This window comes from Bacteroides sp. 224 (assembly GCF_010500995.1).
Classification (GTDB): domain Bacteria; phylum Bacteroidota; class Bacteroidia; order Bacteroidales; family Bacteroidaceae; genus Bacteroides.
In genome coordinates, this window is sequence record NZ_QVMK01000010.1 from 75991 (window position 1) to 91529 (window position 15539).

Here is a 15539-nt window from a genome sequence, read left to right on the forward strand (position 1 = left end):
GCAAAAGTACGAAAAAGAATGGAAAACCGTATTAAAATCAGTTCTACTTCTTTAACCTTATTATCTCTCCAATCCACAATACAATTGAAGTTGCTCCTACAATAATACCCCAGTCACTCCAACTGAGAGGAACAACATTAAACATAGTACCTCCTAAGGTAACAATCAGCCACTGCCCTACCAAAATAACCAAAGCAATGAGAAGGAAACCTTTCGATTGAGAAAGAGATGCAAATGCCGACTTACCTGTCATAAAAGCCTTGGCATTAAACATATTCCAGAACTGCAACATTACAAAAATGGTAAAGAACAGAGATAGCTCATAAGCAGTTAAGCCACCGTCTGCCTTGGTAAAGTTAAAGAAGTTGCCAAAAAAGCCACTCATGGTGAATTGCGACAAAGAAGCAATATCAGCATGCCGGAAGTATTGAATTAACCCAAACAAAAGAATTACGAATGTAAATCCTACTCCCAGAATAAATTTTGCCATCGGTTTGCTAATGATAAAGTCTGATGTTCTACGAGGCTTATCATTCATCACCTTTTCGTTAGGTGGCAACGAAGCCAGAGCCATAGCAGCAAACGTATCCATAATAAGATTCACCCAAAGCATTTGTGTTACTGTTAAAGGAGATTCGGTTCCTAAGAAAGCACCAATCAGCACAATTACACACGCAGCAACGTTAATTGTCATCTGGAACAGTATGAAGCGCTGGATGTTTTGATACAAAGAACGCCCCCACATAACCGCACGCGAAATACTACTAAACGAATTATCGAGAATAGTAATATCACTTGCTTCTTTGGCTACAGAAGTACCGTCTCCCATCGACAAACCTACCTGAGCTGCATTTAATGCCGGAGCATCATTGGTTCCATCGCCTGTTACTGCAACTACCTGATCGTCTTTTTGCAACAATTGCACCAACCGTTGCTTATCCATCGGACGGGCACGAGAAAGAATCTTCAAGCCTGAAACGCGTTTCTTTAACTCCTCGTCGGACATTGCAGCAAACTCAGGACCGGTAAGATGATTTTCGGCGGAGTCTGACGATTCCCACAAACCAATCTGTCTTCCTATCTCTTTGGCTGTTCCCGGAGTATCTCCTGTTACGATTTTAACCTGGATACCAGCGTTAAGACACGTTTTTACTGCTTCGGGCACTTCAGGACGAACCGGATCGGAAATAGCAACTATTCCCAAGAATGTTAGTTCCGGATTCAACAAAGTACTTTCATGAATAGCAGAAACATCGCCTTCCAATACCTGATAAGCAAATCCCAATGTACGCATAGCCTGATTCTGGTAAGCCAGCAGTTGCGAATGAATGGCACTTTCTTCTGTAGCGCGCGGCGTCAAGCCTTCGGCCATCTGTATGTCCTTACTCATAGAAAGCACAATTTCGGGCGCACCTTTTACATACAATACCTTTTTATTAAGAACAGGCGAATAAACCACGGTAGCCATGTACTTACGCTCGGTCGAGAAAGTCAGTTGCTCCAACACTTCTATTTCCTCTCGTAATGGCAGGTAATTTACTCCTTTATCGTGCATCCATAATAACAGCGCACCTTCGGTTGGGTTTCCTAAAGCTCTTACTTTGCTCGGATCAGAGTAATCCAAATAAGCAGTTGAGTTTACGGCTATCCCTTCTTTAAGCATCCGGCTTATGTTATCCTCTCCGAGTTGTTTGTCTTTCAGTCCGTAAAATACGGTTTCGTACACTTTCATCTGGTTCTGAGTCAATGTACCGGTTTTATCTGTACAGATAACAGTGGTTGCCCCCATTGTTTCGCAAGCATGCATCTTACGCACCAGGTTGTTGGTAGAAAGCATACGCTTCATACTTAAAGCCAGACTTAAGGTTACACTCATAGGCAAACCTTCCGGAACAGCCACAACTATTAAGGTAACGGCTATCATCACTGTTTGAAGAAGATAGCTACCAAAAGGAATCAGGCTTTCCCAAGTAGACCAGTCGATATCAGCATATCCATTATAGATACACAAACGTGCAACCAAAATAACAATTGCAAAGATATAACTGGCTTTTGTTATCAGATCGGCTAATTTATCCAACTGCTCATTCAATGGAGTCTTAATACTGTTGTCTATTTGCGAGCCTTCGTAAACTTTTCCGTATTCTGTTGCATCACCAACGGTTATTACCCGCATAATACCATGACCCTCCATCACAGTGGTTCCTTTCATCACCTGATTGGAAGGATAAGTAGCTTCTTTATCAAACTCTTCGGGGTTAACGGTTTTTCCACAAACAGGTTCTCCGGTCAGTGTCGATTCATCGAGGTTGAGAGAGATGGCTTCCAACAATTCTCCATCGGCCGGTATTTCTTCTCCTGTTTCTAAAACAACGATATCGCCCACCACAATTTCTTTCTTAAGTACCTGGCAGATATTTTCGTTACGAATCACTTTCACTAAAGTGTCATCGTTCACTTTATTGAGAATGTTGAATCGCTTATTAGCACTTAACTCAAACAAAAAGCCTATACCGGTTGCCAACAGTACTGCAACCAGAATCCCTATGGGTTCTAAAAATACGGAAAGAGTTCCGTGTCCAGAGAAATACTCTACACATGATATGCCCACAGAAAAACAAAGGGCTACCAAAAGAATTATAATAATGGGGTCTCCAAACTTTTCTAAGAATTGCGACCATAAAGACTCTTTCTCCGGCGGAGTTAATATATTCTCTCCATGTTTTTTGCGGCTCTCCAATACTTCTGCATCGGTTAACCCGGAATAGTGATGTTTTTTTTCCACTTTTTATTTAGTATAAGTTGCTATTTAGGTATTCAAAATTAATTCATCTAAGTAGATGTTCATAATTAGTTTATATCATTACCCCCTCCGCCCTTTGGGCACCTCCCCCTTGCAGGGGAGGAGTCGATGCCGCAGGAATTCCTCCCCTGCAAGGGGGAGGTGCCCAAAGGGCGGAGGGGGGCTTTCTCATATTATGAATTAATTTTGAATACCTACTTATTAATTAAACTGCAAGCATTTACCCCTTCAGAGTTATGCACATCTCACCCCTTTCGGGGTGATTGCTAAGATTATAAATCGAGAATACTTGGATACTTCTTCGCTTTTTTCTTCAGATTATCCAATAAAGCTTTCTCTATTTTATCCAATTGTCCGTCTCCTTGTATTTTTTGAAGTAACCAACGAGCCTCTTCTTCATCTATTTCGCCCGGAGAAGTTTCGTCGTTCAACAAAAAGTCTGAGATAACACTTACAAATAATTCTTCCCAAGCCGGGTCATTTTCTTTTCCTGAAACTGCATCATTAAGTTCAAATATGAATTCGGCTTCTTCTTTATCAATAACGCCGTCAGCGTAAAGTACCTCTTTCAGTTGTTTTGCTTCTTGTGCATCAATAACTCCGTCTTCAAGAATTGATTGTTTTAGTTCTTCTAATGTTTTCATTTTTATAAATCAATTTATTTAGTTATTTACCAACTGTACAACAATCAGGCGTCCTCCTTCTTCGGTTGATAGAAGAATTCTTTTTCCTTCGGTCAGTTCTACAGCTTGTCCTATCTCTATTTTTTTATCTAAATCTTTATCATACAAGCCCGGCAACTTTCTGTTTATCAATATCCATTTACCATTGTGGAAATGAAAGTCGCCAACCGGTTTCTTTTGCTCCTCCGTTGTTTTCTCATTGGCAGAAACTAACCTGTTTACATGCCACATATACAACAGTTGCTTATCGTAAACCATCAACCTGTAGTTCTCGGGCTTAAACACTCCCAACTTAGGAGAGTAATATAAGTTTAACACCGGAAGCTGCCCTTTGTACTCTTTTCCACAGAAAGGACACTTGGGGGTTCGGGTATTATCGAAAACAAACCACTTATGCGCACACTGAGGATTCTGACAAGGCTGCATCAAGTCGGTTGTTTTAAGCAAAGCTTGTTCCCACTCATCGGCAGTAGGTCGCAAGGATGGGTTTTGCAGTCCATCTATAAAAGCCCTGTTGAACAACTCCTTTAAATAAGGTCCGCATATTGAATAAGGCAATTTATTGGGATCTCCCTGAGGTAACAAGCTGGGGTGTAGTTGATTTACCTTTACTCGGTTTGTTGGATCGGTGGGATGCTCCACAAAAATGGCTTTGGCTCCCATAGACAGTTCTTCGTCTTTAGCTGAGTCCAGATCCCACACTTTTCCTCCGCGAAGCGGATGACGGTTCAGCAGGTACATATAAATCATCACAGCCAGGGCATGCCTGTCTGTAGCAATGCTTGGAAGCTTTCTCGATGCATCTCCTATCTTCAGGTGTTTGGTAGCAATTACTTCCGGTGCAATAAAATCGGGGGTACCAAGCACATCGGGCGGATATTTACCCGGAACCACCAACCCATCAATATCAATAATAGCAGCTCTGCCCGAAGTGGGGTCAATAAGCACATTTTTATACGATAAGTCGGAATGGGCCAAGCCGGCAGCATGAAGCCGTTTCACAGCCCGACTAATGCGGATGCATATCTGAAAATACTTAAACCAGTCGCCTTTTTCTGCAGGAGCCAGAAATTTATTCTGATTCTTTGCCGAAGCATACCATTTACCTTCTTTCTCTTTCCCTTTTATTCCCAGGAAATCGTTATTGATAGAGCCGATCGAAAAGAAAAAATGCTTCTGATAGGTAGGGCATACCAAGCCCAACTTGCCATTGTGCTCTACCACTTTGGTAGGCCAGCAATACAGGTCTTTCCAGTAGTTACCTCCATCGGCATTAAATATTCGTTCTCTATAAATTCCGGTTATATTCAGTAAGCGGTCTTTAGCATTAAAGTCTTGCTTGTCTCTAAAAAAAGCAACTACATACGACTTGTCCGGACTGAAATAAACATCCTTCATTCCGCCTGCCCCAATTATCTCGTCTACATACTCTACTGTAGAGCCGTCTGTTGCAGTAATTCTAATTGTTCTTGCCATAATTTAGAAAAGAATTGCGATTGTTCTGTCATCATGATTACCCGGCGACCAAAAGTCCAACCATCTTAATAACTGATAGGCCGATTCTTCATTGTCGTCCACAAGGTCGACTTCAGCAGATAAATCATCCCACAGGTCGTTCCATTTTTCAATCTTAAGAAGATTGGCATCTGTTTCAAACTTAGGATCGGTTACACCATCTGTCATAAGAATCAGCGCAGTAAAGTCTTCTACAACATCAAACCGAAGCCTGCGATAGATTTCTGTATTCTGCATTATTTCGGGCATTGTGAGGAAGCGGGTCTGTCCGGCAAATTCGCCTCCGTCGGCTTCTCCCAACACTTTAAGATATTGTGTATCTTTATGATAGATTCCTATTCCTCCGTCGCCTACCCAAAAGGCTCCGACAAACCATCCGAATGAGAACTTCTTGCATACCGAAACAATCAGGGTGGTAGAATAGTTTTTCAGAGGAGCACCTTTTTCGAGTGCTTCTTTCTCAATATTCTTATATGATTTAAAAACCGCTGTACCAATAATGTTATAGAGTATCTTCCCTACTTCATTACGATTGGTCTGCGATTTATCTTCATTGAAAACTGTTATTGTTTTCTCCAGGCTCTCGGCATGGGTGTTTATCAACTCCTTGCATACCTCAACCACAGTGTTGCATGCTATCTGAGAGCCTTTGCGCGAATACTGTGCCGAGCCGGCGCCATCGGCCACTGTCATTACATACCACTCGTTGGCATCATCAAAATACAAAGCAAAGTCATCGTCGCGAGGTTTTCCTTCGTGTGCATGAGAACGTCCTCGCTGACTGGCGGCTACCATATCTTTCTGTGGAAGCTCTTTCTTACCAAACCCTAAGATTCCTCTTGTTCTTTTCGATTCAACCTTTACAAATCCCTTGTCATAATCGGGCTTATAGTAGTCGATATCTGTTTCCGTTGGAATATTGTTCCATAAAGACTTCGGATCGGGATTGATAATCATATTGATTTCTCTTTCAAAAATCGGTTTCCCTTCTTCCCAATCTTTTCTTTTGCACTTCAGTTTTATTTTCGCATCTCCATGCTTATTGGGAATTCCTGTTATCTCTTTGGTTTCCGGGTCATAATTCAGTCCGATATCCGAAAGTCCTTCAAAAGAAAATTCGCCTACATCAAGTAACAACTCCTCCACATTAAAGAAAAACCGGTACTCTTGGTTTACTTTCCCGTTGGGAAGCGAAATATGTTTGTTTCTTAGTTGCATGTTAAAGACCTCGTTCTGAGCGGTTTCTTTCTGATAATTCTCAGGTCCTTTCTTCTGTGAGTTTTCCGACGCTTCTTGCATTTCCTTACATTCTTCTTTTGTTTCTTTGCATTCTTCTTCTGTTACTGTATTCTGCTGCAAAAATTCGTCTCTCTTTTTCCGTATAAAGTCATGAATGCTTTCTTCGTAAAGGGAGATGAATTCCTGCATCTGTTCGTCTGTATCAAAAGAGACACCAATCTGCTGTAAGTATTCTTTCATAGCTTCCTTATCCTCTTGTTCGTGTAATATGCGCACTGCCTTCTCCTAGACTAAAGCGTACCTCTGCATCGCACCAAGGGCATTTGGTTATCTCTTCTTCGCCGGTACATATTATGTTGCCGCAAACACAATGACTAAAGCCGTACTGATTTCCGCAACACGGGCAAGAAGGGAATCCTACTAAAGAGGAAGTATTGATAGAAGATTCGGACACAACATCATCACACAACTCAAAGTACGAATTATCGACGGGATAGGCTCCTACCAGTTTATAGTCGAGCACATTTACAAACAGTTCCGCAAATTCTCCGGGAGATATACGTTTTTGATACTTAATCAGGTAAGGACGTTTGGAAGCCTGGCACTTCGCCAATATCACAGCAAAGTTATCATCAATCTTTGGTTTGATGCTTTTCTCCAAATCTATCTTCGACAAATAACCATTGGTAATGGCTGCCAACTGAAGTTTGTCGTCGTTTGCTTCACTAACACTTACACTGCTTGTTTTGATGGATGCCGTTACCCACTTAAAGAACTTTTTAAACGAATCGGCATCTGTATTATTCAGCAATAATACATTTTCCGTTATCCCTGCGAAGATGGTGGTATCTGTGTTTTTTCCCAAAGAAACAACAATCAGATTGGTACTTTTGCGATATTTTTGATTCCAACGTTCAAAAGATTTCTCATAGTTATCTGTCGGATTACCATCGGTAAAAAGAAAGATAATCGGTTTCCAGTCTCCTTTTTCTTCCAGGGTTGTTTTCTTGACAGTTTGATTTATATCATCCATCAGAAAATCAAGGGCTTTTCCTACAGAAGTACCCCCGCCTATCGGAATTTTAGGAGGGTAGAAATTAAACAACTCTACCATATTGGTAATCTTCCTTGCTTTTCCGGCAAAGGCTATAATGGAGAGATAGACTGTTTCCAGGGCATAAGGGTCGGTACGCAGTTCTTTTACAATTGTTTCAATACCCTCTTGCACATGGTCGATAGGTTCACCCACCATCGACTCGGAAACATCTATTAAGAAATATATGGGTAATCGTCTCATATCTACATTATTATATAACGGTGTGTACTTCGGGCGGTGGTGGAGGCAACAACACCTCATCTGTGGCACCAATGCTCCGGTTTCCTACACTAACGGAAGCCGACACCCATTTAAAGAACTGACGAAAAGTTCCACTATCGGTCGTTTCCAAATTCACAATATGATCGGTAATCTTTCGTAAGTTATCAAGGTCGGTTCTTGCCCCAACGCTACAAGCTACAACACTGCCAAAATGTTTCGTTTTCAGGGTAGGCAGTATGTTGTTGAACAGCATCGAGTCTGACGCTTTCCCGTTGCACATCAAGAAAAACAAAGGCATCCAATCGCCTTTTTTCTCGGGTGTGCTCAACTGTACCTCTTGGTCTATTTTTTTGCATACCAGTTCCAATGCCTCTCCCAGATGCGTTCCGGCAGCTTGTGGTTGCTGTATCTCCGGAATCTGTAGATTCTCCAATTCGGTTAAAGGCACCAGTACCCGAGGAGTTCTATCGAATGTAATGATACTTAAGCACACCGATTCCAAGGCGAACGGATCTTGCCGTAGGCTGGCAACCATCGTTTCCAAACCTACTTTTATGGCTTCAATCGGTTCGCCTCGCATGGCTCCGGATGTCTGTATCAAAATATATACAGGTAATCTTCTCATGTTCTTAAACAACAATATTTACTTCCGGTGGAGGTGGTGGCAACTCGCTTAAGCCTCCTACTTCCACTCCTGCTGCTTCTACTTTCTGACTTCCGGTACTTACAGATGCCGACACCCATTTAAAGAATGATTTAATGGCGGCACTATCGGCGGTATCAAGTTGTACTACCGATTCTGTGATTTGTTTCAGTACGTTTGTATCGGCAGCGTGCCCTGCGGCACAAGCTACTACCATTCCGAATTTTCCTTTTTTAAACTCGGCCAGGCCTTTTTGCCAGTTGTCGGTAGGACCTCCGTCGGTCATTAAAAACACAAGGGGTTTCCAGTCTCCTTTTACCTCCATTGTAGTTTTAGCCACCTCAGAATCTGCTTTTTTTGCAAGCAGGCTTAATGCCTCGCCCAAAGAAGTAGGTCCCGAAGCTTGTATTTCGGGCATCTGAAACATCGACAATTCCGTTAATGGCACCACCTGTTGGGCAGAACTATTAAAAGTGATAACACTTAAAAAAGCTGTTTCAAGCGCATAAGGGTCTTGCCGCAAAGTAGAGACTAACACCTGTACGCCATTCTTCACAGCTTCAATAGGCTCTCCGGTCATAGAACCGGAGGTGTCTAAAACTAAATATACCGGCAGTCTTCTCATTTTGCGTGATTATTTAAAATCCGGGTAATGGTTTGCAAGAATATTTGGTCTTCGGTAGGATCGCCGATGGCATCAAACTTCCAATCACCATTTCTCTTATACAGTTTACCCAAGATAAGTGCTCTTTTGTTAGCATAAGATGCATCGGTAGTGATATCAAATTCCGAGAATACTTTGTTTACTTTGCTTGGTGTACCTTCGTACATGCGGATTTTTGCATAAGGAACGTGCGAGAAGTCGAAATTCTGTCCTTGATTCAAATAAATATTAATGAAGAAGAATATTTTATCTACCGACTCATCCAAACGGCTCAGGTCTACTGTAATGATTTCATTATCCAAACCATCATCTCCGTCTTGGTCTCCTTTTCTATCATCACCGCTATGGCGCAATGCTCCATCTTGTGAAGTCAGCTTGCCTAAAGGCAGATTGTTTTTTTGCAAGTAGCCATTATATTCAGGCGAGTAGATGTAATCAACCAGGTTTCCGTTGGTATCTGTCATGATACAACTTAAATCCAAATCGACATCTTCTATTACTTTTTTGCTACTAAAGAAACCTTTCTTAATTGTTTCAATAGCTCCCCAATTTACACCCACACAAAAGTTAGTAAGTTTCTCTCCGGTTTCTTTACGCAAGTCAATTTTCTGACCTTTAGTTAAATTTATTGCCATAGTGTCTTTATTAATTATATTTATTTAAATAATCTTCCAATCCTCCTTTTTGTCCTACTCCTACTGCTTCAAACTTCCATTCGCCGTTTCTCTTATACAGTCGTCCGAATTCAACAGCAGTTTCTATCGAGAAGTCTTCTTCCAATTCGTATTTCAATATCTCTTCATTGGTTTGTGGGTTGTATATCCGCACAAAAGAGTTGCGAACCTGACCAAAGTTCTGACGGCGGCTTTCTGCTTCATGTATTGTAACTACAAAACATATTTCCGTTGCTTGTGCATCAATTAAAGATAAGTCTATTTTAATGCTTTCGTCGTCTCCATCTCCTTCTCCGGTTAAGTTATCTCCGGTATGTTCCACTGCTCCGTCGGGCGATTTCAAGTTGTTGTAAAAAACAAAATGTCCGTCCGATAAAATTTTTCTGTTCTCTCCCAGAATAAATACTGAAGCATCTAAATCAAAGTCTTGTCCTGTGCTCGAAGAGTTGGCATCCCAGCCCAAACCTACTGTAAATTTAGGTAGCTGCACATTTACTCTTTGCCCTTTTTCCAAATTAATTGCCATAGTAATATCGTTTTTATTATTTACGAGTGTTTCACACCCCTATTATTTACACATATTTATCTACAAAGTATTGCAATCCTCCTTTATAGCCTATTCCCATAGCTTCGAACTTCCATTCGCCATTTCTTTTATAAAGACGGCCAAACTCTACGGCAGTTTCTATTGAGAAGTCCTCATCAAGTTCATATTTAGCTATTTCTTCATTGGTTTGAGCATTGTATATACGGATATAAGAGTTGCGAACCTGACCAAAATTCTGGCGACGCTCTTCATAATCATAAATCGTTACCGTAAATACTATCTCTTGAACTTGAGGATCAACCTTTGATAAGTCAACTGTTAATATTTCACCATTTCCTCCGATAATATCGTCACCCGAAGATTCTACGGCTTTATCCGGAGACAATGGATTATTATAAAATACAAGATATTCCTCTTTAGGTAGTTTTTTATTTTCTCCGAGCATGAATGCTGAAGCATCTAAATCAAAATCAAATCCGGTACCTTCGTTTGGGTCCCAGCCTAATCCTACCCCTACTTGCGACAAACTGATTTCTATTCGTTGTCCTTTGGTTAAATTTATAGCCATAATCTATACCTTTATAATTAAAAATCTTTGTGAACAAATGCCTGTTAAATTGAAGAGTAATTGCAAAAAGTTATGCGCAGAAAGGTTTTCCCATTGTTGTTGAACCTTAACAGTAATAACAAACCAATAATAAAAATTATTTTGTTTCATCTGTATTTTACTTTCTTCTGACTGTCGCATTTTACAATAAAAAAGCATAAACATTCAGTGCTTATTATGCCCAATCAGAGAATTTTGGCAATTCTTAACCGGGAATATTTTTGCAAAACGCTTTGCTAAATTATGTTTTCTCGGAATTTTCTCCCAAGAATGCAACAAAACTAAGTAAAAAACACTACTTCCCAAAAAGAATCAGTGACAATATTAAAAAAAATATCAATTTCTTTTTCTTCATATCTTTCACATCCCAATAAGTTTTAGAGGCGCTTCCATTTATAGTACTTCGCATCATCACTCTCCATGTTATTTATTAACTTTGTGCGTAAAAAAATGAAAGAATTGCTTTATATATTTCTGGGTGGAGGCACAGGAAGTTTACTGAGATACCTCATACACCTTCTTATCAACGGGAAAGCTCCTGTTGGTGGGTTTCCGTGGGCAACTTTTACAGTCAACATACTGGGATGCTTCCTGATAGGGGTTTTCTATTCACTCTCTACACGTTTTCAGCTATCGCCGGAAACCAGGTTATTCCTAACCGTAGGTATATGTGGAGGTTTCACTACCTTTTCCACCTTCTCTTACGAAGCCCTGAATTTGCTTAAAGGAGGATTGTACGGAACTTTCTTTTTATATGCTCTATTAAGCATGGGGTTGGGCATTTTAGCTGTTCTCTTAGGTATTCTTATTAGTAAATAGTACATTGCGATGATGCAAAAAAGAAATAAAGAAACATATATAAAAGTTGTTCCTCCTCTCTTTTCGGAAGAACAAGAGTCGGGTAAAGAACTAAAAGATTGGATTGAGAAGCAAGAAGAGACTGTAGCCGATCACCGCTTTTCGGCCGGACTTGTAGAGCAAATCAATCGCCCTTATCTAACCATAAAAAACTGTGTATTCCGCCAACAAATATTCATTGAATGCAAATTGGAGTCTGCCCAGATATGGGATGTTCGGTTTGAGAATTGCGATTTATCGAATGTTTCCTTCTCCGGAAGTTCTTTCCATCGGGTAGAGTTTGTTTCGTGCAAATTATTAGGTACAAACTTCAGTGAAACAACATTGAACAATGTTTCTTTCACCGATTGTAATAGCCATTACATGAACCTTTCTGTTAGCAAATTAAGCAATGTACGATTCACGTCATGCGATTTTCGAAGCGCAAGCATAAACGAAACCCGGCTGAATGCCGTTGCCTTTGAAGATTGCTTGTTGATTGAAGCCGATTTGTCTCAAACAAAACTACGGGGAATTGACTTGCGCACTTGCCGCCTGGAAGGTATACGAATCAACGTTCCGGATCTGAAAGGGGCTATCGTACAAACTTCTCAGGCTTTGGAGTTATTGCCTTTGCTTGGGGTAGTGATTGATGATTGAATTATTCCTTCAAATACAAATACCAATAAACACAGCCCACCAAGCCGGCTCCTCCTAAAAGATTTCCCAAAGTAGCGGGTATCAAATTTTGTACAATAAAGTCACTCCATAAGATATCTGCTCCGGAATAAATGGCAGCCGGAATAAAGAACATATTTGCTATGGAGTGCTCGTATCCCAATGTAACGAAAAGCATCACCGGAATCCATATTCCAATACATTTTCCTATAACATCTTTGGCGGCATATCCCATCCACATACCCAGACAAACCAACCAATTGGCACCAATTCCTTTAATTAAAACTTTCAGGAAATCTTGGTTAACCTTTGCTGCGGAATAGGTGTGCAAATAGCCCTGCCAAGGTTCTTTATCGAAAAAACCAATATGAGCAGAAAGTAAATAAGCTATTAACTGTGTTCCCACAAAATTAAAAAGATATGAGAGCACCAAAAAACGCACAAACTTACCAATACGTATCTCTTTCTGTAATAAAGGAAGGGTAAAAGCAGTACAATCACTGGTGAATAAATCGGCTCCGGTAATAGAAACCATAATCAGTCCGATAGGAAACAGCGCACCGGCTATAAACTTTATCAATCCGGGATTCTCTGCACCTACCCCGGGCATCCCTCCTGCCACCATCACACTCAACAAGCCTCCAAAGGCTATGAATGCACCACCCAAAATAGCTATTAACGCAAATTTAGGAAATGAGAGTTTACTCTTATATATACCGGAAGCCGCAAAAGCTGCTGCTATCTCTTTAGGGCTATAATAATTCATGACTACAAGTTAAAATTAAGCTTTCTATTCAAAAAGGCTGCAAAGTTATAAAAAATGAAAATAAAAAAGCACAATGATCGCGAACAAATCTCATTTGCTAATTGTTTCATCATATTACATTACTTATTTATAGTGATTCTGACCTTCACAGAATACCTAAGAATAGTGATAGAGAAAAACAAAATAATTAAATAACTTTGCAGTGTGTGTGTTTTAAATTGAATAAACAATGAGAATAGAAAAAATTATCGGAAGAGAAGTCCTCGATTCAAGAGGTAATCCAACAGTGGAAGTAGACGTAGTGTTAGAATGCGGCGTTATGGGTCGTGCATCTGTACCATCCGGTGCGTCAACCGGAGAGCACGAAGCGTTGGAATTGCGCGACGGTGACAAAAGTCGTTATTTGGGTAAAGGTGTATTGAAAGCTGTTGAGAATGTAAACAATATTATCGCTCCTCACCTTATTGGCATGCCGGCTACCGATCAAAGAGGTATCGACCATGCAATGCTCAAACTTGATGGCACCAAAACCAAATCAAAACTGGGTGCTAATGCTATTCTTGGAGTATCTCTTGCCGTAGCTAAAGCTGCCGCAAATTATTTGGAACTTCCTCTTTACAGATATATTGGTGGTGTAAATACATACGTATTGCCCGTTCCTATGATGAACATCATTAACGGTGGTTCGCACAGTGATGCTCCTATTGCATTCCAGGAATTTATGATTCGCCCGGTAGGTGCCAAAACTTTCCGCGAAGGTTTGCGTATGGGTGCAGAAGTATTCCATGCCTTGAAAAAAGTATTGAAAGATCGTGGATTAAGTACAGCCGTGGGAGATGAAGGAGGCTTTGCCCCTACCCTCGAAGGTACCGAAGACGCGCTAAACTCTATTCTTGCTGCCATCAAAGCCGCCGGATATAAACCAGGTTCAGACATTACCATTGGTTTAGACTGTGCTTCTTCCGAATTCTACAAAGATGGCATCTATGATTACACCAAATTTGAAGGCTCAAAAGGTCAAAAAAGAACAGCCGATCAGCAAGTAGACTACCTTGAAAAGTTGATTAACGAATATCCTATCGACTCTATCGAAGATGGTATGAACGAAAACGACTGGGAAGGTTGGAAGAAGTTGACTGAACGCATCGGCAAACGTTGCCAATTGGTAGGTGATGATTTGTTTGTTACCAACGTAGAATTCCTTTCAAAAGGTATTGCAGAAGATTGCGCCAACTCAATTCTTATTAAAGTAAACCAAATCGGTTCTCTTACTGAAACATTGGATGCTATTGAGATGGCTCACCGTCATGGTTACACTACAGTTACCTCGCATCGTTCGGGCGAAACCGAAGATGCAACCATTGCAGATATTGCCGTAGCTACCAACAGCGGACAAATCAAAACCGGTTCATTAAGCCGTTCAGACCGTATGGCTAAATATAACCAATTACTCCGTATCGAAGAAGAATTGGGCAGCCGTGCTGTATACGGATACAAGAAGATTAAATAGAATATTTCAAACATTTTCACACACCCGGGTGGAGCAACCCTCTCCACCCGGATGTACACACATCCTCCACCCGGATGGAGATACCACCCACACCCGGGTGGAGAAAAACCCCTGAAACCACACTTCCAAATTCAAGACAATCTATCCTTATCAGAGTGTGACACTTGTGACACTTCTGTGATGCTTTTCTGAAAAGTGTCACCCACTATTTAATCCTGTAAATCAACTCGTTAGAATGAGGTGTGACACTTGTGACACTTTTTGGATGAAAAAATCAATCTGTACGAGAAGTACAAGACAACAAAAGCACACAAGGCATCAATTTCTCTTTTTCACTATCAATATAACACCTCGTTACCGCACACATATTACATTCATATTACAGAAAACCGAAAAACAGGAGCATTTACAAGAAAAAACATGCTAAATAACATATTTTTAAACCGAATTGCTTTTATGCTATAAAACATATTTATACCTTTGCAGAAGTAAAAGGGAAAACCCTTTGATATTCAGTTTCAATAGGTATTAGTTTTTAGGTATAACAATTTTAAAGGTAATTAGAATGAAACGTTTAATGGTAGCAGTAGCCACAGTGCTATTCTTAGCTGCACCCTCATTTGCAGCCGACAATGTTCCCACCACTGGTATATGGAACAAAAACATCAATGTAAGTAAATTAAGTCAGTTTCTGGAACTGGAAGCATCTCAGCAAGAAGAAGTAGAAAACATTACTGCTTATTTCTCTAACCAAATGAGCAAAGCTACCCGTGCCAAAAAAGATCAGGACAAGAAGCTACACAATGCTGTGTACAGTAACTTAAAGTTAATGAAACAAACCCTTACAGCCAAACAGTATAGCAAATACATCATGCTGTTGAACATCACATTGAAGAACAGAGGTATTGAGCTTAAATAAGAGGGGTTATGGGAAAACAACATTATTTAATCGAAAAGGAGACTGTAATTTAAACTGTGTCAGTAAAGAATAAATTATTAACTTTACTAACACAGTTTTTTTTATGAAAGAAGAATTTGATTTTGAAAGCATTAAG

At 40.4% G+C, this 15539-nt stretch carries 15 protein-coding genes; 4 read left to right on the forward strand and 11 right to left on the reverse strand.

The window, feature by feature from the left end:
* Positions 1-43: 43 nt before the first annotated feature.
* The 10 genes from D0T60_RS06970 to D0T60_RS07015 all read right to left on the reverse strand — a co-directional run bounded on the left by D0T60_RS06970 (position 44) and on the right by D0T60_RS07015 (position 10657).
* Positions 44-2785 (reverse strand): calcium-translocating P-type ATPase, PMCA-type, encoded by a 2742-nt coding sequence (locus tag D0T60_RS06970; RefSeq protein ID WP_163217435.1) that lies wholly within the window; start codon positions 2783-2785, stop codon positions 44-46.
* A gap of 290 nt (positions 2786-3075) precedes the next feature.
* Positions 3076-3447, reverse strand: a complete 372-nt coding sequence (locus tag D0T60_RS06975; protein ID WP_163217436.1) for a TerB family tellurite resistance protein — start codon at positions 3445-3447, stop codon at positions 3076-3078.
* Positions 3448-3465: 18 nt separating this feature from the next.
* Positions 3466-4962, reverse strand: coding sequence for a helix-hairpin-helix domain-containing protein (locus D0T60_RS06980; RefSeq protein ID WP_163217437.1), 1497 nt, complete (start codon positions 4960-4962; stop codon positions 3466-3468).
* A gap of 3 nt (positions 4963-4965) precedes the next feature.
* Positions 4966-6480, reverse strand: coding sequence for a PP2C family serine/threonine-protein phosphatase (locus D0T60_RS06985; RefSeq protein ID WP_163217438.1), 1515 nt, complete (start codon positions 6478-6480; stop codon positions 4966-4968).
* A gap of 7 nt (positions 6481-6487) precedes the next feature.
* Positions 6488-7537 (reverse strand): TerY-C metal binding domain-containing protein, encoded by a 1050-nt coding sequence (locus tag D0T60_RS06990; protein WP_163217439.1) that lies wholly within the window; start codon positions 7535-7537, stop codon positions 6488-6490.
* Between the two features lie 10 nt (positions 7538-7547).
* Positions 7548-8183, reverse strand: a complete 636-nt coding sequence (locus D0T60_RS06995) for a VWA domain-containing protein (RefSeq protein WP_163217440.1) — start codon at positions 8181-8183, stop codon at positions 7548-7550.
* A gap of 4 nt (positions 8184-8187) precedes the next feature.
* On the reverse strand, positions 8188-8826 hold the full coding sequence (locus D0T60_RS07000) for a VWA domain-containing protein (RefSeq protein WP_163217441.1): 639 nt from the start codon (positions 8824-8826) through the stop codon (positions 8188-8190).
* Positions 8823-9500, reverse strand: coding sequence for a TerD family protein (locus tag D0T60_RS07005; RefSeq protein WP_163217442.1), 678 nt, complete (start codon positions 9498-9500; stop codon positions 8823-8825). Before D0T60_RS07005 ends, D0T60_RS07000 begins: the two co-directional genes overlap by 4 nt.
* A gap of 10 nt (positions 9501-9510) precedes the next feature.
* The gene (locus D0T60_RS07010; protein ID WP_163217443.1) at positions 9511-10065 is read right to left on the reverse strand and encodes a TerD family protein; all 555 of its coding nucleotides are present in this window, start codon (positions 10063-10065) and stop codon (positions 9511-9513) included.
* Between the two features lie 46 nt (positions 10066-10111).
* Positions 10112-10657 carry a TerD family protein gene (locus tag D0T60_RS07015; protein WP_370524398.1) on the reverse strand — a complete coding sequence of 182 codons (546 nt, stop codon included), beginning with the start codon at positions 10655-10657 and terminating at the stop codon, positions 10112-10114.
* 486 nt (positions 10658-11143) lie between these two features.
* Here D0T60_RS07015 and crcB point away from each other — a divergent pair, with 486 nt between their 5' ends.
* Positions 11144-11512 (forward strand): fluoride efflux transporter CrcB, encoded by a 369-nt coding sequence (gene crcB / locus D0T60_RS07020; RefSeq protein ID WP_163217445.1) that lies wholly within the window; start codon positions 11144-11146, stop codon positions 11510-11512.
* Positions 11513-11524: 12 nt separating this feature from the next.
* Positions 11525-12190 (forward strand): pentapeptide repeat-containing protein, encoded by a 666-nt coding sequence (locus tag D0T60_RS07025; protein ID WP_203558301.1) that lies wholly within the window; start codon positions 11525-11527, stop codon positions 12188-12190.
* A gap of 1 nt (position 12191) precedes the next feature.
* Here the strand turns inward: D0T60_RS07025 and D0T60_RS07030 are convergent, their stop codons facing one another.
* Entirely contained in the window at positions 12192-12974 is a 783-nt protein-coding gene (locus tag D0T60_RS07030) for a formate/nitrite transporter family protein (protein WP_163217447.1), read from the reverse strand.
* A gap of 229 nt (positions 12975-13203) precedes the next feature.
* Between D0T60_RS07030 and eno the strand changes: the two genes are divergently transcribed.
* Together eno and D0T60_RS07040 are read left to right on the forward strand one after the other, a co-directional pair.
* Entirely contained in the window at positions 13204-14484 is a 1281-nt protein-coding gene (gene eno, locus D0T60_RS07035) for a phosphopyruvate hydratase (protein ID WP_163217448.1), read from the forward strand.
* A gap of 565 nt (positions 14485-15049) precedes the next feature.
* Positions 15050-15403 (forward strand): hypothetical protein, encoded by a 354-nt coding sequence (locus D0T60_RS07040; RefSeq protein ID WP_163217449.1) that lies wholly within the window; start codon positions 15050-15052, stop codon positions 15401-15403.
* The last annotated feature ends 136 nt before the right edge of the window (positions 15404-15539 follow it).

Excerpts from the sequence above, each read along its gene's own strand:
- D0T60_RS06975 (WP_163217436.1), bottom strand. The coding sequence starts at position 3,447 with ATGAAAACATTAGAAGAACTAAAACAATCAATTCTTGAAGACGGAGTT.
- D0T60_RS06980 (WP_163217437.1), bottom strand. The coding sequence starts at position 4,962 with ATGGCAAGAACAATTAGAATTACTGCAACAGACGGCTCTACAGTAGAG.
- D0T60_RS06985 (WP_163217438.1), bottom strand. The coding sequence starts at position 6,480 with ATGAAAGAATACTTACAGCAGATTGGTGTCTCTTTTGATACAGACGAA.
- D0T60_RS06990 (WP_163217439.1), bottom strand. The coding sequence starts at position 7,537 with ATGAGACGATTACCCATATATTTCTTAATAGATGTTTCCGAGTCGATG.
- D0T60_RS06995 (WP_163217440.1), bottom strand. The coding sequence starts at position 8,183 with ATGAGAAGATTACCTGTATATATTTTGATACAGACATCCGGAGCCATG.
- D0T60_RS07000 (WP_163217441.1), bottom strand. The coding sequence starts at position 8,826 with ATGAGAAGACTGCCGGTATATTTAGTTTTAGACACCTCCGGTTCTATG.
- D0T60_RS07005 (WP_163217442.1), bottom strand. The coding sequence starts at position 9,500 with ATGGCAATAAATTTAACTAAAGGTCAGAAAATTGACTTGCGTAAAGAA.
- D0T60_RS07010 (WP_163217443.1), bottom strand. The coding sequence starts at position 10,065 with ATGGCAATTAATTTGGAAAAAGGGCAAAGAGTAAATGTGCAGCTACCT.
- crcB (WP_163217445.1), top strand. The coding sequence starts at position 11,144 with ATGAAAGAATTGCTTTATATATTTCTGGGTGGAGGCACAGGAAGTTTA.
- D0T60_RS07025 (WP_203558301.1), top strand. The coding sequence starts at position 11,525 with ATGCAAAAAAGAAATAAAGAAACATATATAAAAGTTGTTCCTCCTCTC.
- D0T60_RS07030 (WP_163217447.1), bottom strand. The coding sequence starts at position 12,974 with ATGAATTATTATAGCCCTAAAGAGATAGCAGCAGCTTTTGCGGCTTCC.
- eno (WP_163217448.1), top strand. The coding sequence starts at position 13,204 with ATGAGAATAGAAAAAATTATCGGAAGAGAAGTCCTCGATTCAAGAGGT.
- D0T60_RS07040 (WP_163217449.1), top strand. The coding sequence starts at position 15,050 with ATGAAACGTTTAATGGTAGCAGTAGCCACAGTGCTATTCTTAGCTGCA.